Source organism: Shewanella gelidimarina (assembly GCF_023283945.1).
Lineage (GTDB): Bacteria > Pseudomonadota > Gammaproteobacteria > Enterobacterales > Shewanellaceae > Shewanella > Shewanella gelidimarina.
In genome coordinates this window covers 16,095-42,016 of the sequence record NZ_JAKIKW010000005.1, presented here as the reverse complement: position 1 = coordinate 42,016, position 25,922 = coordinate 16,095, and the positions used below count along the sequence as shown (strand labels likewise).

At 44.4% G+C, this 25,922-nt stretch carries 17 protein-coding genes; 13 read left to right on the top strand and 4 right to left on the bottom strand.

Going from position 1 to position 25,922, the window contains the following annotated elements:
* The first annotated feature begins 17 nt into the window (after positions 1 to 17).
* The 4 genes from L2729_RS06270 to L2729_RS06255 all read left to right on the top strand — a co-directional run bounded on the left by L2729_RS06270 (position 18) and on the right by L2729_RS06255 (position 6,076).
* The gene (locus L2729_RS06270; protein WP_248987499.1) at positions 18 to 2,027 is read left to right on the top strand and encodes an MtrB/PioB family decaheme-associated outer membrane protein; all 2,010 of its coding nucleotides are present in this window, start codon (positions 18 to 20) and stop codon (positions 2,025 to 2,027) included.
* Positions 2,028 to 2,067: 40 nt separating this feature from the next.
* On the top strand, positions 2,068 to 4,596 hold the full coding sequence (locus tag L2729_RS06265) for a DMSO/selenate family reductase complex A subunit (protein WP_248987498.1): 2,529 nt from the start codon (positions 2,068 to 2,070) through the stop codon (positions 4,594 to 4,596).
* A gap of 14 nt (positions 4,597 to 4,610) precedes the next feature.
* Positions 4,611 to 5,288, top strand: coding sequence for a DMSO/selenate family reductase complex B subunit (locus L2729_RS06260; protein ID WP_248987497.1), 678 nt, complete (start codon positions 4,611 to 4,613; stop codon positions 5,286 to 5,288).
* A gap of 104 nt (positions 5,289 to 5,392) precedes the next feature.
* Entirely contained in the window at positions 5,393 to 6,076 is a 684-nt protein-coding gene (locus tag L2729_RS06255) for a TorD/DmsD family molecular chaperone (RefSeq protein ID WP_248987496.1), read from the top strand.
* A 96-nt stretch (positions 6,077 to 6,172) separates the two neighbouring features.
* On the opposite strand, the gene L2729_RS06250 is transcribed toward L2729_RS06255, so the two are convergent.
* A complete protein-coding gene (locus L2729_RS06250; protein WP_248987495.1) occupies positions 6,173 to 6,649 on the bottom strand; it encodes a hypothetical protein in 477 nt (158 codons plus the stop codon).
* Positions 6,650 to 7,067: 418 nt separating this feature from the next.
* Between L2729_RS06250 and L2729_RS06245 the strand changes: the two genes are divergently transcribed.
* Genes L2729_RS06245 through L2729_RS06225 form a run of 5 tightly spaced genes read left to right on the top strand, consistent with a single transcriptional unit; the run spans position 7,068 to position 14,561 of the window.
* Positions 7,068 to 8,432 carry a TolC family protein gene (locus L2729_RS06245; RefSeq protein WP_248987494.1) on the top strand — a complete coding sequence of 455 codons (1,365 nt, stop codon included), beginning with the start codon at positions 7,068 to 7,070 and terminating at the stop codon, positions 8,430 to 8,432.
* Complete coding sequence (locus L2729_RS06240) at positions 8,432 to 9,478, top strand: efflux RND transporter periplasmic adaptor subunit (RefSeq protein ID WP_248987493.1); 1,047 nt, start codon at positions 8,432 to 8,434, stop codon at positions 9,476 to 9,478. Before L2729_RS06245 ends, L2729_RS06240 begins: the two co-directional genes overlap by 1 nt.
* Positions 9,478 to 12,543 carry an efflux RND transporter permease subunit gene (locus tag L2729_RS06235; protein ID WP_248987492.1) on the top strand — a complete coding sequence of 1,022 codons (3,066 nt, stop codon included), beginning with the start codon at positions 9,478 to 9,480 and terminating at the stop codon, positions 12,541 to 12,543. The genes L2729_RS06240 and L2729_RS06235 overlap by 1 nt, the downstream gene beginning before the upstream one ends.
* Positions 12,544 to 12,555: 12 nt before the next feature.
* On the top strand, positions 12,556 to 13,242 hold the full coding sequence (locus tag L2729_RS21770; RefSeq protein WP_248987491.1) for a response regulator: 687 nt from the start codon (positions 12,556 to 12,558) through the stop codon (positions 13,240 to 13,242).
* Complete coding sequence (locus L2729_RS06225; RefSeq protein ID WP_248987490.1) at positions 13,242 to 14,561, top strand: sensor histidine kinase; 1,320 nt, start codon at positions 13,242 to 13,244, stop codon at positions 14,559 to 14,561. The genes L2729_RS21770 and L2729_RS06225 overlap by 1 nt, the downstream gene beginning before the upstream one ends.
* Positions 14,562 to 14,878: 317 nt before the next feature.
* On the opposite strand, the gene xapA is transcribed toward L2729_RS06225, so the two are convergent.
* Entirely contained in the window at positions 14,879 to 15,703 is an 825-nt protein-coding gene (gene xapA / locus L2729_RS06220) for a xanthosine phosphorylase (protein ID WP_248987489.1), read from the bottom strand.
* A gap of 132 nt (positions 15,704 to 15,835) precedes the next feature.
* On the opposite strand from xapA, the gene L2729_RS06215 reads away from it, so the two are divergent.
* Positions 15,836 to 16,765 (top strand): LysR family transcriptional regulator, encoded by a 930-nt coding sequence (locus L2729_RS06215; protein WP_248987488.1) that lies wholly within the window; start codon positions 15,836 to 15,838, stop codon positions 16,763 to 16,765.
* 211 nt (positions 16,766 to 16,976) lie between these two features.
* Here the strand turns inward: L2729_RS06215 and L2729_RS06210 are convergent, their stop codons facing one another.
* Complete coding sequence (locus L2729_RS06210) at positions 16,977 to 17,414, bottom strand: hypothetical protein (protein ID WP_248987487.1); 438 nt, start codon at positions 17,412 to 17,414, stop codon at positions 16,977 to 16,979.
* Positions 17,415 to 17,673: 259 nt separating this feature from the next.
* Between L2729_RS06210 and L2729_RS06205 the strand changes: the two genes are divergently transcribed.
* Positions 17,674 to 18,213 (top strand): TlpA disulfide reductase family protein, encoded by a 540-nt coding sequence (locus tag L2729_RS06205; protein ID WP_248987486.1) that lies wholly within the window; start codon positions 17,674 to 17,676, stop codon positions 18,211 to 18,213.
* A 225-nt stretch (positions 18,214 to 18,438) separates the two neighbouring features.
* On the opposite strand, the gene L2729_RS06200 is transcribed toward L2729_RS06205, so the two are convergent.
* Positions 18,439 to 20,883, bottom strand: coding sequence for an OmcA/MtrC family decaheme c-type cytochrome (locus L2729_RS06200; RefSeq protein ID WP_248987485.1), 2,445 nt, complete (start codon positions 20,881 to 20,883; stop codon positions 18,439 to 18,441).
* 661 nt (positions 20,884 to 21,544) lie between these two features.
* On the opposite strand from L2729_RS06200, the gene L2729_RS06195 reads away from it, so the two are divergent.
* Together L2729_RS06195 and L2729_RS06190 are read left to right on the top strand one after the other, a co-directional pair.
* Positions 21,545 to 22,588, top strand: coding sequence for an efflux RND transporter periplasmic adaptor subunit (locus tag L2729_RS06195; protein ID WP_248987484.1), 1,044 nt, complete (start codon positions 21,545 to 21,547; stop codon positions 22,586 to 22,588).
* Entirely contained in the window at positions 22,588 to 25,680 is a 3,093-nt protein-coding gene (locus L2729_RS06190; RefSeq protein ID WP_248987483.1) for an efflux RND transporter permease subunit, read from the top strand. The genes L2729_RS06195 and L2729_RS06190 overlap by 1 nt, the downstream gene beginning before the upstream one ends.
* The last annotated feature ends 242 nt before the right edge of the window (positions 25,681 to 25,922 follow it).

The following is a 25,922-nucleotide window of genomic DNA, read 5'->3' as shown; positions in this document are numbered from 1 at the left end:
GACTTGGAGTGAGTATTATGCGTTCAACTAAATTATTTTCTTTAAATTTGATTACTCTTGCCTTGTTGGGAACAGCAACAGGTGCGATGGCTGCAGATTTTGGTGTTCAGCAAGCCAATACTGAGCACTTAAAAACAGCAAACTACCAGTGTAAGCGTTGTGTTGCTAATGATGGCTATTCTGGCACCGTCGGTGCAAGTGTTGGCGTTATTGATGCTGACGATGATCATGCGATTAATCAGCTCGGTACCGGCTCTGATGGCGCAATAGCGGGCGTTAATGCCGATGTGGCATACCAGCAAAGTGGTTACCGCGCTAAGGTTCAGGCTCACCAACTGGGCATGGACAATGGTTTTATCAACATCGAAGCAGGCAAAAGCGAACAGTATAAGCTTGATGTCGACTTCCAAACGATTACCACTAATCAGCACAGCAATGCGCAAACTAACCTTTGGCAAAACAACGGTATGCTCACCCCGAGTGATCAAACTCGTGTGCTTGATCTTAATTTGCAACGCCAGCGTAGCGGTATTGGTTTTGAGTATGACTTTTCTAAACTAACAGACCTTAGCCTTAACAGTTATGCCCGTTATGACCGTGAAGACAAAACCGGTAACCGTTCTGCAAGTTTGATGGACCCAAGCCCAGTTAACTTTGCTGAACCCGTAGATGAAACAACCGATAATTTCAGTGCCGGTGTGGTGCTTGATGGCGAAAATTGGTTATCAGAACTGAGCTACTACGGTTCTCATTACGAAAACAACATTGACAACTTAAGTCTGCCAAATAATTACGACGTATACAGTGCAACGCCAGATAACCAAGCACATCAAGTGTCGTTATCGGGTCAGTACCGTCTTGCGTCAAGTGTCTTTAGTGGCCGCGTGGTGTCGGGTCGTATGATCCAAGATCAAGACTTGGTGCAGATGAGTGGTAACCCGGTTCAAAACTGGGATGGCCAAGTAGACACCTTTACCAGCAATCTGGCGGCGAGTACGCGAGTGAGTAATCGCTTACGTCTTGGGGCTAGTTATGACTACAGCAAGCGTGATAATCGCTCTTCGGTATTTGATTTTGCCCAGTATGAATATAACGCCATGTCAGGTGCATATAAGCAAAACACCCCAATGGACATTGAGCGCGAGACCTTTAAGGCCAACGCTAGTTACCGAATTGCCAGTGGTTACCGTCTGCAAGCCGGTTACAACTATAAGCAAGTTGATCGCAGCTATGGTGAGCGTGAAGAAACTCAAGACAGCGAGCTTTGGAGCAAACTCAGCATTCGTGCTATCGACAAGTTAACCCTTAATTTGGGTTTGAGTTATGGCGAGCGTGGTGGCAGTGATTACCAAGCTGACGAACTCACATCAGAGGAAACCGAGTCGCTGATGCGCAAGTATCACTTAGCGGATCGTAATCGCACTGAGCTAAATGCTAGAGCAAGCTACACACCGCTTGAGTGGTTAAGCATTGATGTTAGCACTCACTACGCCAACGATGACTATGATGCAACAACCATTGGCTTAACTCAGGCCAAAGACTACGGCTATGACGCCAACGTTCAAGTGCAGTTAACTGAGCCATTATCACTTTACGCTTTTGCAGGCCAGCAGTGGATTGATTCAGACCAAAGTGGCGATCAAACCGCTATTTGGCACACTGAAATTCGCGACGAGTTTATTAACTTAGGTCTAGGCGCGACTTATTCAGGCCTTCTGGAAGACAGACTGACGTTAGGCATGGATTACCTGTTTGCCAACTCAGAAAGTAACACCGGCGTGAATCCATCAAGTGACGGTGCTTACGGTGCTTACTATTCGTATAACCACAGCGTGAACCTTTATGGCCAATATCTGCTTTCACCTCAAATGGCACTAAAACTGGCTTATCAGTTTGAGCGCTATTTCGATACAGACAGTGCAATGGTCAGCGCCAATAGCAATTCAGGTTTAATCACCCTTGGTGAACTAAATCACAATTATAACGCCCATCAACTGATGTTGACCTTCAGCTACAAGCTGCTTTAAGTCGAGTCAGTCACATTTTAAGTTTGAGGAAAACGAGATTATGGAACGTAGAAGTTTCTTAAAAATGAGTGCTGCGCTGGGCTGTGCAGCAACGGTTACAGGCTGTAATTCCAGCTCTGATGATGCCAATGTTATTCCGCCTAAGCCGCCAGTGGGTGAAGAAACCATTACTTGGTCTGCGTGCCTGGTAAACTGTGGTTCAAACTGCCCCGTTAAAGTCTTCAGTCGTGACGGTGTTATTACCCGTGTTGAAACGGATCATGACATTGTCGATGGTGATGATATTTACCAAGTGCGTGCCTGTGCCCGTGGTCGTTCGTTACGCCAACGTACCTATGCCGTTGACCGTCTAAAGTCGCCAATGAAACGTGTTGGTAAGCGTGGCGAAGGCAAGTTTGTGCCAATCACTTGGGACGAAGCCGCAAAGACCATTGGTACTAAGCTATCTTCAGTGATTAATGAGCATGGTAACAAGGCTATTTTCCGCAGCTACGGTTCTGGTGCTTACTATGGTTTTGCATCAAACGCGTGTTTTAACCGTTTATTCAACCTAAACGGCGGTTGCCTGAATGCCTACGGTAACTACTCATGGGCGCAGCAAATGGAAGCGGCGAAGCACACTTTTGGTACTGGCAGTACTGAAGGTTCTTCAACGGTAACATTGGCTGAAAGTGACTTTCTATTGGGCGTGGCATACAACCCAAGTGAAGTTCGCCAGTCTGGCAGCGGTGAAGGTTACGATTACTTAAAAGCACTGCAAAAGTCTAACGGCTTAAAAGTGGTGATGATTGACCCTCGTTACACTGACTCTATGTTAGGTAAAGAGTCTAAGTGGTTACCTATTCGTCCAGGTACCGATGCTGCATTTGCTGAAGCGATTGCTTATCAAATGATCAGCTCTGGCTGGGTTGATGCAAACTCATTGGATTTCATCAATAAGTTTGCCGTGGGTTTTGACGCTGCGTCTATTCAAATGCAAATAGATATCTTTGCAGCCAGCGGTGATGCGACTAAGCAAGAATATGCCAACGTCATGAACCCAGAAGAGAACTACCGTGATTACATCTTAAGTGAAGGCATGCATGCCAATGAACCTAAGAAAACCCCTGAATGGGCTGAAAAAATCACCGGTATTCCGACTGCACAAATTATACAGATTGCTGATGATCTAATGGCATCTGAAAGACCTTATATCGTCGTAGGCGCCGGTGTTAACCGTCAAGCTAACGGTGAGCAAACCATGCGTGCGCTTTACATGCTGTCAGTGCTAACCGGTAAGCTAGGTACGCTAGGTGCATCAAGCGGTGAGTTGCCATCCATGAGCGGTATGTACCGTGCAGGCATTCCAACGGGTAGCAACCCAGTAAAAGAAAGTATCTCTTTCTTCACTTGGTCTGAAGCTATTCACAACGGCGAAACCATGACGGCTCGTAGCCATGGTATTCGTGGTACCGAGGGTTTAGATACGCCACTTGGTACTAACATCAAAGTGATCATTTCAGCCTCTGATAGCACATTGCTAAACCAGCATGCTGAAATTAACAACACCGCCAAAATCTTAGAAGATGAATCGGGTGTAGAGCTCATCGTTAGTTGTGATTGCTGGATGACCCCTGGCGCTAAGTTTGCCGACATCATCCTCCCAGACACCAGCTGGTTAGAATCAAACGATTTGGTTAACGACTCTTACGCATCTGGCGCACTGGGTTACATCACGGCAATGAAGTCGGCGATTGAACCTATGTGGGATTGTAAGTCTATGTATGAAGCATCAGCTTTGATTGCGAAATACATGGGTTGTGAAGCTGCGTTCACTGAAGGTAAGACTGAAGAGCAGTGGCTTGAAGAACTTTACCAAAAAACCAGAGACAGCAGCACCAACGTCGGTGTCGTCCCTGCGTTTCCTGCGACTTACAAAGAAGCACAAGAGATTGGTTTCTTCCGTAAGCACATGAATGACAAGCACGTTGCACTTGAAAGCTACATTAAAGGTGGCAAAGCACTATCAACGCCAAGTGGCAAGATTGAGATCTACTCTGCTGAACTGGCATGGCGTGCAGCGAACTGGGATCAAGAAAACAGTGCGCAAAACCCGACGGGTATTAAGGGTGACACCATCACGGCGATCCCAAAGTACACAGTGACGTGGGACGGCTATGAAGATGAAGAGACCAAAGTAGACTACCCAATTCAGTTAGCGGGTTACCACACTAAAGGTCGTACTCACTCAAGCTACCATAACGTACCTTGGTTGCGCGAAGCGGTAGAAGATGCCGTTTGGGTTAACCCAATGGACGGTGCTAAGCATGGCTTAAGCTCTGGCGACAAGATTGAGATGTACAACGAACGTGGCTCAATCGAAGTCAAGGTGCGTATTACTCCACGTGTAGCGCCGGGTGTATTTGCACTGGGTCAAGGTGCTTGGTTCAACCCAGGTACAACCGTTGGTAGCACAGGGCACATTATTGATGAAGGCGGCGCGATTAACTCGCTAACTCGCTATCAGCCAAGCCCCGTTGCTAAAGGTAATCCACAGCACACCATCCGTGTTGCCATCAAAAAGATTTAAGAGAGTAGTTAATTATGACTGAACCAACTCAATACGGTTTTTATGTAGACAGCACTAAGTGCAGTGGTTGTAAAGCGTGTCACGTGTCTTGTAAAGATCGTCAAAGCAATGAAATTCGTAACAATAGTAATCCAGAAGGCAATACCTTGCCTGCGCTAGACGGCGTAACTTGGCGTCGTGTGTATGAATACGGCGGCGGAGAATGGACTGAAGGTAACAACGGTTGTTTTGAGCAAAATGTATTTGCTTACTATATGTCTATTGGTTGTAACCATTGTTCTGAGCCTGTGTGTGTTAAAGCCTGTCCAACAGGTGCAATGCACAAGCGTCGTGAAGACGGTCTCGTCCACGTGGCACAAGACATCTGTATCGGTTGTGAAAGCTGTGCTCGTGCCTGTCCGTATGATGCACCGCAAATTGACCGCGAACGCAAAGTCATGACTAAGTGTGATGGCTGTTATGAGCGTATCGCTGATGGTCGTAAGCCAGTGTGTGTTGAGTCTTGCCCACTGCGTGCACTCGACTTCGATACTATGGATAACTTACGTGCCAAATATGGCGAAGGCGATGGGCATATTGCACCACTGCCATCACCATCTATCACGTCTCCTAACCTTATCATCAAGGCTAACGTAAACGGTAGTCCGGCAGGTAGCGGTGACGGCAGTATTTTAAACACGTCAGAAGTGTAAAATGACCAGCGATTGGTGCCAAAGTGTGGCGCTAATCGTTATGATTAAAGTCGAGTGAAATCAAAGCGACGGCCAATATGGGCGTTTAGTTTTAAAGGTGAACCATGTCTTCAAATACAGCGTCTATCAACACGGTTGATTTTATCGAGTACCAAGGCCTAGCGCGCATTTTGCACCACTGCCTTATTCGTTATCCAGAAGCCGAGCTAGTGCAGGGGCTAAAGGATTGCGATGTAGCAGGTAGCTGGCCAGTATTTGCTAATAGTAAGCAAAATAGCCAAGGTCGCGAGGCACTGACTACGTTTTTACAACAGTGGCCAGATGATGATCATAGCGAACAACTTATTGAGCTTAAACTTGATTATGGACAGCTATTTTTTGGTCCTGGTGAGCCTAAGGCTGTGCCGCAAGGTTCGGTATATCTCAGTGAAGCGCAGTTACTCAATGATCGTTCGACTACGGCGCTTATGGATTTCTATCACGCACATGGCGTTGAGGTTGCGGTGGATTACCCACAACCAGTTGATCATATTGGGTTGTTCTTTGCCGTACTGGATCAAACCTTTGGTCGTCTTGAGCTTGAAGCCGATAACCAAGCCTTAATACGCTTTACTCAGGTCTTGCTACAACAGCATTTTCTGCCTTGGGCTAATCGTTGTTTTGAGTTGGCTTTGGCAGATGCTAATACTGATTTTTATCGTGGTATTGCACTGCTCGGGAGTGACTTCTTACTGCAGATGCAGCAAGATTTTCAACTGCTGCCAAAAGAGACACGCCTTTATCGCTAGATAATACTAATGGGTATTTAACGAGACAAAAATAAAGCCCGTAGCTGAATAAGTTGCGGGCTTTTTTATGGATGATAACTTGGGGCGAAAAACGGCTTAACTGCCCATGTTGCGGTTAGAGGCTCGTTTATCGGTGCGCACTTGCTCTAACTGGCGATGAATGGTTTGCAGTAAATTGCACAGCTGTTTACTGTCAGCGGTTAATGTCGCATCAATATCGTTGTTGATTAACGATTGGCTCCATTGGAAACCGATAGTGAGTGCCAAGTGTTCTGACTGATTTAGTTCGCCTTGCTCAAGCTCTTTAATAAACAACAAACGATAAGCAGCGAATAAACAGTTGAGTGTGACCGAATTTGTCAGTGGCGTGTCATCGCCACTTTCAAGCGGTGGTAACCATAGCGGCGCTCCCTCAGCAAAGGTCAATGCCGCAATCGTGTTTGTCACGGTGATGAGTGACGTAGCACCACCAAAAAGTGGTTGTACAACCTCATTATCTTGCAATGTTAACCCTAAGCGATGCGCTAGAATTGATTTACTCCATTGCTGGCCAATAGAACGTATTAGAGTCATTTCTTTCCTTTGCTACTTTTACACATCTCTGAGCTTGTATCCGCCTGTACTCAAAAGGATTACAGGTTGATGTAGGGGTAACACCGCTCATCATTAAGTGCTATTTAATGGGAGTGCAGTTTAATCAGCGTCGTGTTTAATGTTAGCGGGCTATTGTATCAATAAAGAGAGCCACTCAATGTGCTCGGCACTGCAAAACCAGCGTGAAAGCGGCGCGATAACATCGTGTTCCTTAAGCTGATGGGTATCACATGACAATTCTTTTTACGCTAGAGTACTCATTCTCACGCACTCAATAACAGCCGCACTTCGAGGGTGGCATCATCAATTTTCAATAAATTATTTAGCTTGCTAAGTCTCTCCTAAGATTGCCGCTCTATCCTGCACTTTAACGGCATCCGACACGCGAGCATTCGTAATGAAGCAACCATTGTCCCCTTTTAGAACACTGTTCTTCTGTACTCTAATTTTTACAATATCTGGCTGTGCAACTTATCAAGCAAAGCCGCTTAATTTAACTCCTAAGCAACCCCTAAATATTAATGAACTTGTTTCATTGGCTCCAGCCGGTGCAGTTTCAATCGACGATGGTTTGAACCTTACCGAAATAGCCACCCTTGCGATATACGCAAATCCTATTCTTGAAATAAAGCGAGCGCAGTTAAAGGTATCGCAAGCACAGGTTTTTTCCGCTGGGCTATTACCTGATCCACAATTATCAATGAGTTTAGATAAGCCCAATAGCAGTACCGCAGTTAATGCGTGGTCTGCAGGTCTCAATTTTGATACTACCTGGTTATTTACTCGCACAAGTGCATTAGATGCAGAAAAGTACTTCATGACACAAAATAAACTCAATCTACTGTGGGCTGAGTGGCAAGTTGTACAGCGCGTTCAAACCTTAACCATCCAATATAAATTGGAGCTGCAACAACTTGCCCTATTAAATAAAATTCACGACTTATATCAAGTACGATTAAATCAGTCTCAGCATGAATTAGCAGCGGGTAATCTTACTTTAGAAACCTATGGGCCGGATCTGACGGCATTACTCGACATCAATGTACAGTTGAGCCAACTTGCGCAGAAACACAGTCAAACTCACCATGATTTGTGTCTAGAAATGGGTATCGACTCGAGTACCACGCTTAACATTAGTGATTTACCTAGCTTGAAAGTCGTGCCTAAAAACGTTGCAGATTCACTGCTCACAAACTTAGCCAGTAATCGCCCCGATCTTCTCGCCTTATCTGCAGGATATCAAGCACAAGAAAGTCGTTATCACCAAGCTATTTTAAAGCAATTTCCAGCACTGACTGCGGGGATCACTCACGCGAAAGATAACGGTGGTTTAGTCACTAATGGGATCGGTATCGGGCTGAGCTTACCGTTATTTAATGCTAACAAAGGCAATATCGCGATAGAAGAAGCGACTCGAGAGCAGTTAAGAATGGAGTTCAATGAGCGCATGACTCAATCGCGTAATCAAGTCGAACAATTATTAGCATTGCAAAGCTTGCTTGCAGAAGAACAGCAGCAGTATCTAGATCAGCACCTTCCCCCATTACAAGACATGGTCTCTCAAGCACAGAAAGCGTTGAAAAATGGCGAAATCAGCTCTTTGACCATGCTCACAATGGAAACCAGTCTACTCAATAAACAGCTTGAACAGCTGAGATTAAAACAAAGCATCTGGAATACCAGCATTTCACTTAATGCATTACTGGCGATACCGGCAGAAGTGGCTTATTCAACACCTCAAAAATCAATGGAATCATTATAATGACGTTACTTTCCCCTTGGTCATCTTTTACCTGTCGATTAGCGATGGCAGCCGCACTTCTGCTCAGTGCTACGTCAAGTTATGCACAAACTACAGCAGCCGTGACAACCACTCCGGTCGTGGAGCAGAGTATCAGTGAGCAGATCACTGCGTACGGTTTGCTTATTCCTGATCCCGCTTATCTAATCAATATGTCTTTATCTCATGCTGGACAAGTCAATCAGGTTTGGGTTCGCAGCGGGCAGCGAGTCCAAAAAGGACAGAAACTGATTGAGCTCATTACGGCACCGGAAGCGAGAATGCAATATATTCAGGCTCAAAGTGCAGTTGAATTAGCTAAAAAGCAATTAGCCCGTAGCCAAAAATTATTAAAGTCTCAACTGGTCACTCAGGGAAACCTTGATTCGGCCTACAGTAACCTTAACGATGCTAAGGCGTCACTGAACGCTTTGAAACAAAAAAACGTTGATAAATCATCAGAAATACTGAGAGCACCGGTCGATGGCGTGATCACACAATTCAGTGTCTCGCAAGGACAAAGGGTGGCTGCAAATACCAATGCTGTACTCATCGCCGCGAATAATCGATTAATTGCCCAACTGGGTATTGAACCTAAACAGGTTAATCAACTGACGGTTAAGTTGCCCGTGACCATCACATCCGTTTTTGATAGTAAGAGTGAATCCAATAGTGAGATAAGTAATATTAACTCGATGCTAAACGTAAACACTCACCTAGTAGATATATTTAGTCACATACCAGAAGAGCAATCTCATTTATTTGTATTGGGAGACAATGTTAAAGCAAGCATTAGAGCGGCGACCCATGTTGGCTTAGTTGTGCCTAGAAGTGCGGTATTAACGACAAATGGTAAAGCTTATGTGTTCAAAAACGTTAATAATATTGCGGTTAAAATCGGGGTGGAGATTGGAGTTGAGCAGGAAAAACTAACCGAAGTTATTGGGGATTTGACCGTCGGAGATAACGTTGTTAGTAGCGGAAATTACGTATTAACCGATGGTATGGCATTAAGAGGGGCTCTGTAATGACGGCAGCATCATGGGCAGCTTCACATAAACGTTCGATTTTAATTTTTGTGACATTTCTTACATTAGCCGGCCTTGCGACTTCGTTTATATCACCAGTGTCATTATTTCCTCATGTGGTATTCCCGCGGATTGTGGTGGCGATTGATGCTGGCGATCAGCCCGCTGACAAAATGTCTATTGCGGTCACCCGTCCTATAGAACAAGCGATTAGAGCCGTGCCAGGCGTGGTGAATCTACGCTCCACCTCGAGTCGAGGCAGTGCTGAGGTTTCGGTTAATTTCGAATGGGGGCAGGATATGGTATCTGCCCTGTTACAGATAGATGCAGCACTTAATCAAAGTCTTGCCACGCTGCCTGCAGGGGTTAAATTTAGTGTTAGGCGTATGGACCCGACGGTTTTTCCTATCGCCGCCTACAGTCTAACGTCTGACTCACTGTCTTTAGTACAGCTTAAAGATATCGCTGACTTACAGTTAGTCCCTCTGCTGAGTTCCGTTACCGGTATTGCCGAAATTGGCATCTTAGGTGGTCAGAAATCGGAATACCATATCGATGTTAATCCCGATAAATTAGCCGCTTACCAACTTAACTTTAATGATATTGCTCAAGCTGTATCCACTAACAATACTTTACAAGCGATAGGGCGTTTAGAAGACCACTATAAGCTGTATCTGCTTATGTCTGACTCCCGTTTAAAGGGCGAGCAAGCGATCAACAATATCGTTGTTAAGAGTCAAGCTACGGGGAATATTTATCTAAAAGATGTAGCAGCAGTTAGTTTAGCGACCGCACCACAGTGGATTAAAGTGAATGCCGATGGTCATGAAGCCGTATTAGTACAGGTTTACCAACAACCTAAGGGTAATTCTGTTCAGATAACCAAGGATATTAATCAAAAGTTGGCAGACTTTTCCGCGACTAATGCAAGCAGTTTAAAAATTGCTAATTGGTATGATCAAAGCCAATTGGTAACGGAATCAGCCACCAGTGTACGCGACGCTATTATCATTGGCGTGTTGCTGGCTGGGCTGGTACTGCTGGTATTTCTGCGAAGTATCAAAATAACCTTTATTGCGATGATTATCGTGCCTGCCGTTCTGGCCAGTACAGTGTTATTGCTATGGTTGTTTGGTATGAGCTTTAACATCATGACATTAGGAGGCATGGCGGCTGCGGTGGGATTAATCGTCGATGATGCTATCGTTATGATTGAGCATATTATTCGACGACTCAGAGAGGCTAAACTAGGCACCAGTAAACGAGATAACATTCAAAAAGCAGCCGTTGAGTTTACCAAACCGTTGGTGGGTTCATCCTCGGCAACCATTGTTATTTTTATTCCTTTAGCTTTTCTTAGCGGCGTTACCGGATCTTTCTTTAAAGCACTGTCACTGACAATGGCCAGCAGTCTACTGATCTCCTTTTTATTCACTTGGTTAATAGTGCCACTGTTAGCAGAATATTTTATTACTGATAAAGATACCGATAAAGAGGATATAGGGCCTATTTTTGCGGGTATCCAACAAGCATATCGTCAGCTAATGACCCGTCTCATAAAGCGACCTTGGCTAATCGGCCTAGGTTTAGCCCCTCTGCTTTTTTGTGGTTTCCTGAGTTATCAAAATGTAGGCACTGGATTTATGCCTGCAATGGATGAAGGTGGCTTTGTACTCGACTATGTCTCTGCACCGGGAACCTCATTAACGGAATCTAATCGTCTGTTACTGCAAGTTGAAGATATCTTGCAAAAAAATCCAGCGGTAGAAACCTACTCAAGACGAACAGGCTTAGCACTCAGTGGCGGTTTAGTTGAAGCAAACGAAGGTGATTTCTTTGTCAGGTTAACGCCTTTTCCAAGACCCCCTATCGATCAGATTATGAGTGAGATCCGTAATCAGATTGATGATCAAGTGCCTGGGCTAGAGATCGAGATGGCGCTGTTAATGGAAGATGTCATTGGGGATTTAACCGCAGTTCCTCAACCGATTGAAATTAAATTGTACGGTAATAAACCTGAAGAATTAATGGCCTTAGCCCCTAAAGTTGCAGATGCCATCAGCAAGATCTCGGGAGTGGTCGATGTTAAAGATGGTATTGTGCTTGCGGGTAATGCCGTCAATGTGATTGTTAATCGAGATAAGGCCGCACTACAGGGGCTAACGCCTGCACAGGTTACCAGCCAGCTGGATGCTTGGTTTAATGGACAAGTAGTAACAAGCATCCAGCAAGGTATTAAACTTGTCGATGTGAGAGTTTGGGTGCCAGAAGGAGATAGAACCAATATTCTCAGCTTGGAGCAGTTTTGGTTAACCGCCACCGACGGTCATCGATTGCAACTCAAACAAATCGCTAATGTCGTGACGGAGTCTGGACAGCCTCAGATAGTTCGAGATAACCTAAAAAATATGGTTGCGGTAACGGGTCGTATTGATGGCAGAGATATGGGGTCAACAGTTGCAGAAATTAAGCAGTTACTCAACAATTCCTCATTACTGCCAAAAGGTGTTTATTTTGAGTTAGGGGGCTTATACCAGCAACAGCAAATAGCATTTCAAGGCTTAATCGCGGTTTTCGTTGCCGCTATTGCCTTAATATTTATACTGCTTCTTTATATGTATGAAACATTTGCTGCCGCGGTTGCGATTATTATCACCCCGCTGTTGTCTATATCCGCAGTATTCATTGGCCTATGGGTCACAAATACTGAGCTAAACATTACTGCAATGATGGGTATGACGATGATTGCGGGTATTGTCACGGAGATATCTATATTCTACTTCTCTGAATATAAAGAACTCGTCACGAATGGTGTCGCTTCTGATCAGGCTATCATTCAAGCGGGTAGTAATAGACTTAGACCTATTTCAATGACGACTCTGGCGACTATTTTGGCACTTATGCCATTAGCCTTAGCGATTGGGCAAGGCTCTGCAATGCAGCAACCTTTAGCGATTGCTATTATTTCAGGCCTATTAGTGCAGATCCCGTTAGCGACAATTATTATGCCGATTATCTATCGGGCATTGTCGTCTAAGTTATTGAAATCACCGAAGCCAATATAAGAAGGTAAAGCAGTGCGGATCTTACTTGTTGAAGACGATATTATGATTGCTGAAGCGATGCAGCAATCACTAATCGATGCCAGTTATGCTATAGATTGGGTAAACAATGGGCAAAGTGCATTAGACAGTCTAGCAACCCATAATTATGATTGTGTATTGCTAGACCTTGGTTTGCCCGGTCTCGATGGTTTAGTTGTTCTGGCTAAGATCCGCGAAAAATATAATCTGGCGGTGATCGTCATCACCGCTAGAGATACCTTAAAAAGTCGTATTGAGGGACTCGATTCTGGGGCTGATGACTATGTGATTAAGCCTTTCGACATGAGTGAACTGTTAGCGAGAATGAGAGCGGTTATTCGACGCCGAAGTGGCAGTTCAGTACCGACCTTAGAAAGTAGTCAGCTAATACTTAATCCTGCCACTAATGAGGTGAGTTTTACCGTGCCGTATGCAGACAAAATGAACCTGCAATTATCGACGAGTATGCTTTTATCCAATCGAGAATTTTCCTTACTCAGAGCATTATTGATCAGACCCGGCGCTATCTTGTCTAAAGCTGATTTAGAAGAGAAAATTTATGGGTGGGGTAATGAAGTGGAAAGTAACGCAATTGAATATTTAATTTATTCACTGCGTAAAAAATTAGGCGCAACTACGATCAAAAATATTCGTGGTGTCGGATGGATGGTATTAAAATAATGGCACTAGGTTCTTTAAAATATCAACTTTCTTTATGGCTTTCAGTGAGCCTAATTACGGCTGCGGCTGGGATAGCCAGTTATACTTTCTTTAATACTTATCAAGAAGCTATTGAGTGGCAAGATGCAACATTAAAACAAGTATCCAAGCTATTTGATGCCGAACATAAACCTAAACCCAACACCGTAATCAAAACAAAGAGTGAAAGGGGAATGCCTGAGATCCTTGTTGCGATGCGAGATATGCATCAAGCCCAAGCGCTTACACTGCCTTTTAAAGATGTTTCTAAGCAGCTCAATGACGGTTTGTATAATCTCACACTCGCTGAAAATGATTATCGAGTGCTAATTCGCTCATCGCTTGAAAGGCAACAACTACTGGTTCTTCAAAAAACATCGGAGCGAGATGAGCTCGCATGGGAGATGGCAAGAGCCACCTTGTTACCCTTTATTGCTGTCATTCCTTTGTTAATTTTAATCATGAACCTAATACTTCATAGCCGATTAAAACCCATTCAGTTAGCCGCGAAAGCGGTGGAGTCTAGCCACCGACACAATATTCAGTCTATTTCACTTGAGGATCTGCCCTCGGAGATCATGCCTTTCGTCTCTGAAATTAATCACCTCATTGGCCGGTTGAAATCTTCGATAGAAGAACAAGAAATATTCATTGCTAATGCGGCGCATGAGTTACGTTCACCGCTCACCGCATTATCCCTCCAAGCTGAATGTATCGGAGATGAGAACCTTCCAGAAAAAGAGCTACAACGTGTCAATGCACTCAGGTTAGGTATTGGGCGTAGCCGCAAGCTGCTAGAGCAGCTGCTAACACTTGCTAGAGTTCAAGGCAGCCATATAGCCGAACATCAGACCGCTAATATTGAAGCTGTGCTGAAGAGTGTTATCGAAGATCTTTACCCTATAGTCGATGAAAAAAATCTAGACTTGGGTATCGAAGGGGATCTAAACATCGACTGCTCACTCGATAAATTAGATCTATACACTTTATTCAAAAACCTACTCGATAATGCCATTCGCTATTCTCCTCAAGATGGCGTAATTGAAATTCAAATAAGCCAACAGTCGGGTAAAACACAAATAACGGTCAGTGATAGTGGTATTGGTGTCGCCCCTGAGCATCATGACAAGCTTCTTTCGCCATTTTATCGAGTCCTGGATAGCCAAAATACCAATATAGGCTCAGGGCTTGGTTTATCTATCGTTAATAGTATTGTCGAGAAACAAGGGGGGAGGATCAGCTTCGGTTATACCGATGAAGTTCAAGCCAAAGGATTTAAAATAAAAGTGTTATTAACATAATTCATGCAGCAACAAAAACGGCTCAGATGGCAGGGTACCTGACTATATTGAAGTGCATTGTGAGCGGATGAAAGAGGATGGGGACGACATTCCATTATCCATGTTGCTCGCAACGAGTGGAAAACATAGTGATGCTACATTTTAGCTGCTGAACACTGCATTTTATGTACTCAAACGGGTCTTAAGGCGCAGTGTTAGCGACTTACTCCAGCGTTAATGACTGAATAAGGGAGCTTGATTCCCTTATTCACTTACCTTGAATTAAATGGCCAAAAAAGCGCGGAGTAGATCACTTACTTATCGCTATTGGTATAATATCAAAAATGATTTGCCATAAATGTTTTGATGAGATTGATAAAGTCATCCTGCGCTAACTTTGCGCACTTCAGTGTTTGTTCATGAGACAGGGCGACATCTCCAAGGCCTTCAGCCATATTGGTGATTGCACAGATAGCCAGTACGGGAAGGCTACAGTGAGCTGCAGAAATGACCTCAGGTACCACAGACATTCCGACGACGTCTCCGCCAATGATCTGCATCATGCGTATTTCGGCAGCGGTTTCGAAATTGGGTCCACTGTAAGAGACAAATACCCCTTCATTGGCATTAATACCCTCTTTTTTTGCGACCTCCAATGCTTCCAGTCGTAAGGATTTGTCATAAGCATTTGCTAAGCTAAAAAAGCGTGGGCCATAGGCGTCATCATTACGTCCCGTCATGGGGGTGCCTGGCATGGTATTGATGTGGTCATTGAAAATAACGAGGGAGCCGACGTCGATAGTGTCGGGGCGTAAAGACCCAGCGGCATTGGTCACGATTAACAATTCACAGCCTAAACGTTTAAAAGTACGCACCGGATTTGTCATGACTTTCATACTTTGGTGTTCGTAGTAATGGCCGCGGCCTTTCATGCAAACAACGTCGATACCATTCATTCGCCCTAAAACTAACTCGCCAGAGTGACCTTCGACAGTGCTGACGGGGAAGCCATCAAGATCTTCATAGGCAATACAGACTCTGTCTTCCAGTTCGTCGGCAAGGCTTCCCAAGCCGGAGCCTAATATGAATGCAGCCTTGGGACTGAAATTTGGTTTAAGGGCTGAAATGGTGGCGAGTGCATTGTCTACTGGATCGATCTTCATGGTTTGTTCCTTGCTGATTAATGATCTTAGGGTTAATTTACCCCAAGCTTTATTCTGAATTAATCACTAAATTCAATGCCATTATCCTGATTTGGCGTACAATCTAGACGGTCAAACATTGAGGAGCGGATAATGGATATTAATGAAAATGTACTAAATGGGCGTATAACATTGAAAATGCTTCGTTATTTTTATGCTGTGTCTCAATGTATGCATTTTGGGCAAGCTGCAGAACAGCTTAATATTTCAAAATCGCCCTTGAGTGCTCAAATTAAAGAGTTAGAGTCAGTGCTTGATGTGACCTTGTTTGAGCGTACGACCCGCCATGTTCAGCTCACTGACGTTGGTTTGTTATTGAAACAGGAGTGTGCGCTATTATTCGATATGTTTAGTGATTCGATAAATAAGGTGGCAAAGGCGGGGCGGGAGTTAGATAACACGATTAATATAGGCTTAATGAGTTCGATATTTTGGGCTGGTTTCGGCACCGTTCTAAGAGAGTTCAAAAAGAGTTATCCGCAATATACCTTTAATTTTATTGAGTTATCACCGGAGAAGCAAAAGCAAGCGCTAATAGAGCATCGTATCGATATCGGATTGGCCCGATTTGCAGATACCCGTAACATTTATCCGTTGAGTGAAAGGCTGTTATACGCAGAACCAATGTGTGTTTTGGTGTCGGATGAGCATCCATTGAAAATGAAACAAAGTCTCAGTATGGATGATCTCATTAATGAAGAGTTTGTGTTTATGAAGCGTACTAACTCAGCCTCCACCGATATGATTATTGAGCGTCTTTTAGACAGTGGTTTTTACCCTAAGGTGGCTCAGGAGGTCATTGAGCCTACGACGTTAATGGCTGTTGTGGCGACGAGCACTATGGTGTCGATTGTTCCTCAAAGTTATCGTCAACATCAATGGCACAATGTGTGTTTTATTCCGTTAAAAGAGATCATTTTAGCTGATATTTACGCGATTTATGACAGCCGAAGTGAAAGAGAGTCCGTTAATACTTTTCTAGCCGACGTTCCCGCTTTACTGAGTCTGCAAAATATCAATTAGCGAATGAATTCGAATGGGTGTTCAGAGCCACTAAGCCATAAGGGCGTGTCGCAAATACCTAATCGATATAAGTGGGTTTATACGTTCACTGAGACAGCACCTCTCGCGTGTGTGGCTTACGTCAGACCTTTTCGTCACTGATGACAAGCTAATGACTGGGCTGTATTCAATGGAGAGTCTAAGAATAGGCTTATTAGCGGTGTACTCAATGTCATTCTAACGTGCTCAGTAATTGCCGCACTTCGAGGCGGGTATCATCAATTTTTTCGACGACCTGCATAGCGCTGTTTTCATCGCTGGCGACACTCTCCCAATTGAGTTGCCAATTGGCTTTTAATCTCTCTGCTGCCGATTGGATTTCAGGTTCAGTCACCACACTCAAGTCAGCGATTAAATTGACTTTTACCCAACCTTTTCGGGGGCTGCCTTGAATGATATCTTGGTCGTAATGAGCCGCGTAGATAATGGATTCAAGCTCAGAGAGCTGCAGTAATAATTCGAAGCTGGCAGAGCGCACGTTGTTATTGTATTCGGTGATCTCCATGCGCCACACGTTATAGCTAAAACCAACCAGCGCAAACAACATACTAAACACTGCAGTGAGTTGAAAAATGCTAATGGTCTCGGTGCCCGAGATAGATACTTTCATTTATTCATTCCAGCCAATGGTCTTACGTTAACTTTAGACAAAGACACTGACAAGCCACCATAAATTTCAACTTTGTTACTACACTGTAGTGATTTTTATCACAAATTGTACAAAAAGGGCGTTAGCTTGAATGATTAACGGCAGTGGCTCGGTCTATGTATAAGTTGACTGAAAGCCATCAGCAGCGTCGCGTCTAACATGGGCATATTGGCAAAGTAGGATTTAACGTAATTTTTAACGCAGGGGCTAAAGAGGTTATATGCATTTAATCACTAAAAACGTAGCACAGCGATTCAGCCAGCTTGCTAATATTAGCCTGCTGTTGGTCAGTATGGTGTTGGCAGGCTTTGTATTATCAGCAGCGGTTCAAGCTGAAGAAGTTAAGCCAATGGCAACCGATTTTTCGCTTAAAGATGCCAGCGGCCAGCTACATTCGTTAGCCGATTATAAAGGCAAACCGCTTATCCTGCATTTTTGGGCGACATGGTGCCCTTACTGCAAAAAGTTGCAACCGGGACTCGAGAAGATTAGGCATGACAATCAGCAGAGCGATCTACAAGTGTTAGCCATTAGCTTTAACGAAGATGACGGTGCCAATCCGGCCGAGACGCTATTGGCCCGTGGTATTCAATTTCCTACCTTGGTTAATGGCGACAAGGTCGCCGCAGATTATGGGGTCAGTGGTACGCCAACCACCTTCTTTATCAATCGCTTCGGCGAAGTGGTGTGGAAGACCAATATCTCCGATCCTAATGATCGTAAACTGGTCGACGCGACTGAGTATATTCTGGCTAACTAGGGTTCTAGCGACGACTTAAAGGCGGGACACTTGGCATTTAGAAGCAATAATAGCGGGCTTGTTCTTGAGCGCTAGAGTGAGAACAAAGCAGATAAGAAAAGGCGAGCACTAATGATAGTGCTCGCCTTTTTTGTATCCATCAGTACTTTCTGCCGCAACATGTTGTACTGATTTTGTGCTTTACGGCCTTAGCGACCTAATCCTCTAGATCGGACTGGATGATGATTAGTGCATTTGAGCGTGCACTTTATCAACACCTGATGCGCTACCGATAGAGTGACAGGTTGAGCAAGACTCAGTGTCACTTGCTTGCGCTGCTGACGTTGCCCCAAATACAGCGCCGCCAGATAAGATCATGTGGTTTAACATACTCTGTTCAGCCGGGGTAATGGTGACCGGTACTTGTGGGAATTCCCCGTTATCATAACCAGCACCATTGCTACTTAAATCGCGAGTCAACAGGGTGTTACCGTCAGCGTCGAGTACCACTTTACCGTCTGAACCGATAAGTCCAGGGCCAACACTTAGGTGACAAGATGTACATACAAGGGCGATTGGGCTTGTGTAAACCGCACCATCACGCACTAGATTGTTACCATCACTAAGAGAGGTTGTTGGCGCTCGAGTAATTGATGCTCTGCTGTTTTGTGCGAGAGGTAAATCAATTTGATCGTCATCATGGCACTGAGCACAATCGCTGATAGGCGCAGAGTAAAATTCATTACGACCTACCATATCAAAGTCATTCTCGGCATCAACAAAACGGAAGTTTGAGTGGATCTTGTGTACTTCAAACTTCAGATCACTAGAGCCGCCAGTCCGTGGTGAATCTGCAGGTGAACGGGTAAATCGGTTAGCGTTATGGCAAGCTTTACATTGCGATGGGTCGTCTGAGCGACGGCTATCATGTTGGATCACTTGCTCATGACAAGAGTCACACTTGTTAAAGTTAGCGCCGAACTTAAGTTCAAAGTCAGGATTGTAGGCCAGTGTTGCCGCATCAAAGAAATTATTGATCACGGTAGAAGGCGTCGAGATTTTCTCTAGTGCTCTATTGTCTTCACAGTTGACCAATTCATTACGACTATCGACACACACTCCAGAAGAGATGAATGTCGTGAGAATATCGCCGCTAGTGAGTGCTTCACCCTGGTTAATATTCGAGTCTAGTGCAGTATCCCACTGGCAAATAATATCGCCAGTGGCTGCGCCTGCTTGGCAAAGCGGGTTTTTGTCTAACTCAAAGGAGTTTGGCGTATGCTTAGCTACGTGAGTTTCAAAGCCCGCTCCGTTGTCCCAGTTCATGAGTAGACGAACGCTATTTTTATACTGTAAAAATGCATCGTCGAGTGATATACCATTGCCGTCTTTGGTTACGCGAACATGCACATCGTAGGCGGTTTCGCTACTTGCGGTTAGGTGTGTGACTTCAAACTTCACCCCATAATCAATCCCCGCGGCTTTCTTACCTAGCGCCGCTAAAGTATGAACATTCTCCACAGACATCCCAGCGCCTTCGCCATGACAAGATAAACAGCTATCATTTTCAGCAGGGAACATGATGTGCTTCTCGCTGTTTGGCTTCGCCGTTAACATCGCTTCGTTAAACGCAATGTTATCGTGGCAAGATGAACAGGTTTCAACAGTTGGAATGCTCTTCCAGTTGCCGCCTTCAGAGGTAATAATACCTTGAAGATCTGGATTGATGACGACATCGGCATCATCTGCATGACAGCCTGTACAGTTACGAATGTCTTGTGGGTAGTTAACACCGTCAATGGTGCCTTTGTTATTCAGTACCCAGATACCATCGTTTTCAGCAAAAATGGTTTCTTTGTCACCGTTGCGTGTAAACACGCTGTACTTGTTGCCCGCTTCAGCTAGCGTCGGCAGATCAATACCTTGGTGTATTTTATGCGCCATAACTTTAAAGTCTAAGCTTTCACCGCTGATAGGGTCGTTTGCATCGGGGTTGTGGCACGTTACGCAGTTGTCGGTATCAATTCTATTGCCACCGTGGAATGCGAGGTCAGTATGGCAATTATTACAGCTTTCAATCGCAACAATCTGCCGAGACTGACTAACGTCACCGCCTAAAGGTACCCAGTCAAACGTGGTGTTAGCCACTGGATAATGCTCTGACTTTCTGATTTCCAAACCAATTCTATGCGTTAGCGCTTCTTGCCAAGCAATGACTTCACCAGATACTGGATCTGTGGTGCTCAGTACATTGGCTGCGAAGGTGTATTGATAACTGCCATCCATATTGTCAATCAATTCACCTTTGTCAGCAGAGGGTAAACTGACATTACTCACATCAGGATACTGTGCGCTATCAATATCGGTGGCCTTGCGTAGATAACTGCTCCAATCTGTTGTATAGCTGTCTTCATCAGGGACAAGCTTAGCGAGTGTGGTACGCGCATCTGTTATACCCACCAGTGCTCTGCCATTTTGGTCTTCAGCTGTAAAAGTGAAAGTCAGTTTATCTGCTTCAAAGGTTGGTTGTGACATCGTCACGGTTAAACTTGCTGCAGTAGATACGGTATTCCCACTACTAGGTGGCCCATCTTCTCCTGGCGCACCATCATTACCATCATTACAACCCACTAAAATGACTGCGGCGACAAGAGCCGCAAGTACATTATATTTTCTTATTTTTTTAGACATTTAATCAATCCCACTATATTACCAATAGAGATGTTGCATCTATTTGTGTATTGCCTGCTTATTCGTGCTGGCATCTACTCAAATAGAATCGAGATAAAGTTACGGCTAATATTTTCCAGCATGGGTCGACTAATTTATAGATAACTAAAGTTCACCAGAATATAGATTCTGATGATTATAATTATCTTTACTAATGTAACTTATTGATAATATTGTTTAATAAGGCCGGTCAACGGCTGTAAATAAGAAGGCTTGCATATAACAAATGTTCATTATTGTTAACTACTTAACACTTAGTCGTCGTAAATGTTGCTAGATGAGCGGGTTGAGCGAGTTCAAGGCTCTCTATCCACGGTGATATGGCCGGACTGTTAACGCGGCTGAAGCGCATTTTGCGGTGAGATCCAGTGATGAATCAGTGGGTTGAAATTGTCAGATTGAACGTTTTAATCTTGCTTTTTAACCACTAATCGAGCATTGAGATAATTGTGTTTACCTAGTGGAAAAGACTAAAAAATAAATGTCAGCTATTCTAAAAGTTTTACAAAGGAGTGTAATGAAGTGTAAAACGCCAAGACATGAATACAAACCTTATTTAGACTTTCGCGTCGACCTTTGCTGACGGGTCATTTAAAACATCATTATCATGGATTTTAATTTTATGAAAAAAGCATCGTTAACCTTAATATTGTTAATGCTCGCTGTAGGTTGTGATAGCGCCAAAGTCGATAAGGCTAAAGATAAATCAATATTTGTATCGAGCGCGTTGGTCGAAGTTCAAAGCATGAGTACACCTATAAAGCTTGTGGGTACGCTGGTGGCAAAAGAGTCAGTAATTATCGCTTCAGAGGTTGATGGCCGTGTTGCCGAGATAAAGGTGACCGATAGCCAGCAAGTACAAAAAGGAGACCTGCTATTTACATTGATTGATCGTCAAGCTAAAGCCGAATTAGAAGAAGCGCAGGCTTATCTTAAAGATGAAAGCCGTAAGCTAAAAGAGTTTAAACAACTTGGTGCAAAAGGCGGTGTTAGTGCCACGATTAGAGAAAGTCAGCAGGTAAGCGTTGATATTGCTCAAGCAAGGATGAATGCCGCAAAAGTGAATTACGATTATCATCGTATATTGGCGCCAATATCAGGGGTTTTGGGTTTGGTTAATATTACTCAAGGGCAAAGGCTCATCAAAGATACCCCGGTTATGACGTTGGACAATACCGCGTTAATGCAGCTTGATTTGAATATTCCTGAAAAGTACATTTCAAAACTGGCCAAAGGGCAAACTATCACCACCAAAGTCAGTGCTTGGGGGGAGGATGTTTTTGAAGGGAAAGTAGCAGCCATTGACTCTCGAGTGCAACCACAAAGCCTTGATATAAAAATACGCGTCGGCATTACCAATGTGGACCGTAAACTCAAACCCGGCATGTTGGCACATGCGAAGCTTAAATTCCCAGCATCGAGTGATACCGTTGTGCCATTGCAAGCAATTGAATATGCCGGTGAGAAAACATTTGTCTATGTTATCGATGAAAACTGGCGAGCCCATCAAACTGAAGTGGTACTCGGGGAACAGATAGCGGAGCAAGTGGTGGTGAGTGAAGGGTTAGCATCTGGGCAACGCATTGTTATTGAGGGGCTGGTGAATATTAGTGATAAAGATGTCGTCAAAGAAGCGCCTGCTTTTAGTCGTGAGGCTGCCCAATAATGTTGATTTCAGATACCAGTGTAGAGCGTCCTGTTATCGCAATAGTGTTAAGTATTTTATTAACACTCTTTGGCATAGTGGCTTTTTTAAAGCTGCCAGTCACTGAAATGCCCAATATGGTGAGTCCCATAGCAACGATAAGCACTAAATACAAAGGGGCATCAGCGGTCATTGTTGAAAGCCAAGTGACCGCTAAAATAGAGGCTCAGTTAACCGGGATTAGCGGTGTTAAAGACATCACTTCGGTCAGTAAAAATGGTGCATCCAGCATCACTGTCGAATTTGAAGCGGGTGCTAATATTAATGACAGCGTCAGTGACATTCGAGATGCTATTTCGAGAGCGAAAGGGTCATTACCCGATGACGCCGATGAGCCAACGGTATCGAAAGACGATGGCACCGGGGAGCCAGCGTTATATATTAATGTGAGTTCATCAGCGATGAATCGCACTCAACTTACCGATTATGTCAGCCAAAACATTGAAGATAGATTCAACATTATTAGTGGCGTAAGTGCCGTTGATGTTGCTGGTGGCTTATATAAAGTGATGTTTATAAAACTTAACTCTGAGAAAATGGCTGGTCATAAAGTCACGACTACCGATATTCTTAGCGCGTTACGGGCTGAAAACTTAGAGAGTCCCGCTGGCGAGATAAGAAACAATTCGATTGTTATGCCAGTGCGCACAGAGCGGCGCTACGATGCCGAAAGGGATTTTAGGTATTTAGTGATTGGGAAATCGGCAACGGGAGTGGCCATTTATCTGAATCAAGTGGCAGAGGTTAAGCTACAAGCTGAAAGTGAAAACTCAAGTTACAGGAGTAATGGCGTCTCCAGTGTCAGTTTAGCGATTGTTCCACAGGCCGATGCAAATCCACTCGAGCTCTCTAGCCGCATTCATGCTGAAGTGGATAAAATCCAACAGTTTCTGCCCAAAGGCACGCAAGTGATGGTGGATTATGACGCCACCGTCTTTATCGACCGCTCAATAAGTGAGGTCTATAAAACCCTGTTCATGACCTGCGCCCTGGTTATTTTGGTGCTGTATCTCTTTATTGGTCAAGCAAGAGCAACATTAATCCCCGCGGTAACAGTACCGGTTTCTCTTATCGCAACGTTTATCTTCGCAAGTTACTTGGGCTTTACCATCAATCTGTTAACCTTGCTGGCGCTCATCTTGGCGATTGGGCTGGTGGTTGATGATGCGATTGTGGTGGTTGAGAATATTTATCATCATATTCAACAAGGAAAACCACCGCTGCTAGCGGCCTTTGAAGGTACCCGGGAAGTGGGCTTTGCAGTACTGGCGACCACGTTTGTACTGGTGATGGTGTTTCTGCCCATCGCGATGATGGATGGAATGATAGGGCGTTTGTTTACCGAATTTTCGGTGATGATAGCAGTCTCGGTGATGTTTTCGACGCTCATCGCATTGACATTGACCCCAGTACTCGGTGCCAAATTACTCACTAAAAAGCAGAAGCACAACGCCATTAACACCTACGTCGAACGCTTACTAGGGGCACTCGAAACTCGCTATCGACAACTGCTATTACTGAGCCTTAAGCACCGCTTTGTTGCGCCGGCGATTATCATCGCTTGTTTAGCGGGCAGTTACTTTGTCGTGACTCAGCTTTCTTCTCAGCTTATGCCGCAAGAAGATCGAGGCGTTATAATGGTTAAGGTTAATGGCGCGGAAGGGACCAGTTTTGCGCGTATGTCAGAGAATATGCAAAAAGTTGAAACGCGGCTTATGGCGATGTTGAAAGATGGCAGCCTGAAGTCTTTAAGCATACAAACCCCGATCTCTGGCGGTAAAAATGGTGACCAATATGGTTTAGCCATTCTTCAATTGAAAGATTGGGATTTGCGTGATGAAAATGCACAAACCATTTTGAAAAAAGTGAAGCAGCAACTGGCTGGCATCCCAGACGTCAGAATTAGACCTAAACTTCCAGGCTTTAAAGGCGGTTCAAAAGAGCCTGTGCAAATAGCCCTTAGCGGTAGCGATTACAGCGAGCTAAATAAGTGGGCTAAAGTGATGCAATCTAAGATGGATGAAAGTCCACTGATGACGGGGTCTTTAGTCGACTATTCAGAGAAAACCCCCGAAATGGTGGTAAAAGTTGACCGTAGACGTGCTGCTGAACTTGGAATCAGCGTGTCTGAAGTGTCTGATACGCTCAATGTCATGTTAGGTGGCAAGACTGAAACCACCTATGTAGAAAACGGTGAAGAGTACGATGTTTTCGTACGAGGTGATGAAGCGCAGTTTAACTCGAGCAGTGACTTAACCACTATTTTTATGCGTACCGCCTCGGGTGATCTTGTGTCGGTAGACACATTCTGCAAGGTTAATCGAGTCGCCTCGGCGCAAAAACTGACCCACATCAGCAAGCGCAAATCTATTGTGGTGAGAGCTAACTTAGCCGAAGGGGCAACGCTAGGCGAAGCGTTAAGCAGTCTTGAACAAGTCGCCATAACGGTATTGCCGCAAAATATTAGCTTTAGTTACGCAGGCGACTCGAAAGTCTTTATCGAAAATCAAAGCAGTACCTTGATTATCTTTGTATTAGCACTGTTAGTCGCATATTTAGTGATGGCGGCACAGTTTGAGAGTTTTATTAATCCTTTCGTGGTGATGTTGACGGTGCCGACGGGATTATTTGGTGCTGTGTTAGGTATTTGGTTAATGGGAGAAAGCATTAATATTTACAGCCAGATTGGCATCATCATGTTGATTGGTATGGTAACCAAAAACGGTATTCTTATCGTCGAGTTTATTAGTCAATTAAGGGACAAAGGAGCATCATTCGATGATGCCATTATCGACGGCGCTAGCCGACGATTACGACCGATAATGATGACCGCCTTTACCACGTTAGCGGGGGCTTTGCCGTTATTGTTATCCAGTGGTGCAGGCGCTGAAAGTCGAGTCTCTGTCGGAGTGGTGGTCTTTTTCGGCATGGGGTTCTCAACGCTTGTAACCTTAGTGGTGATACCGACGATGTATAAACTGCTTTGCCGTTCAACTCAGTCCCCTGGAACCATTAAAAAACAGCTGCAACAACTAAGAAACAGTACTGCTTAAGGGATTTTGATATTAATAGCGCCATAGGGCGGCGCTATTAAATCTGAGTTCGGATAATAAGCAGTGCAACTCATCAACTGCAGAGTCAACAATAGAACTGAGTAATGAGGCTGAGATAGTATTAGCCAACGGTTGGGTATTAAAGGTTATCCATGGGGCGAGCTGTTCCTGCATTATCTTATTGAATGGCTTTATTGAATGGCTTTATTGAATGGCTTTATTGAAATGGACTTGAGGACATA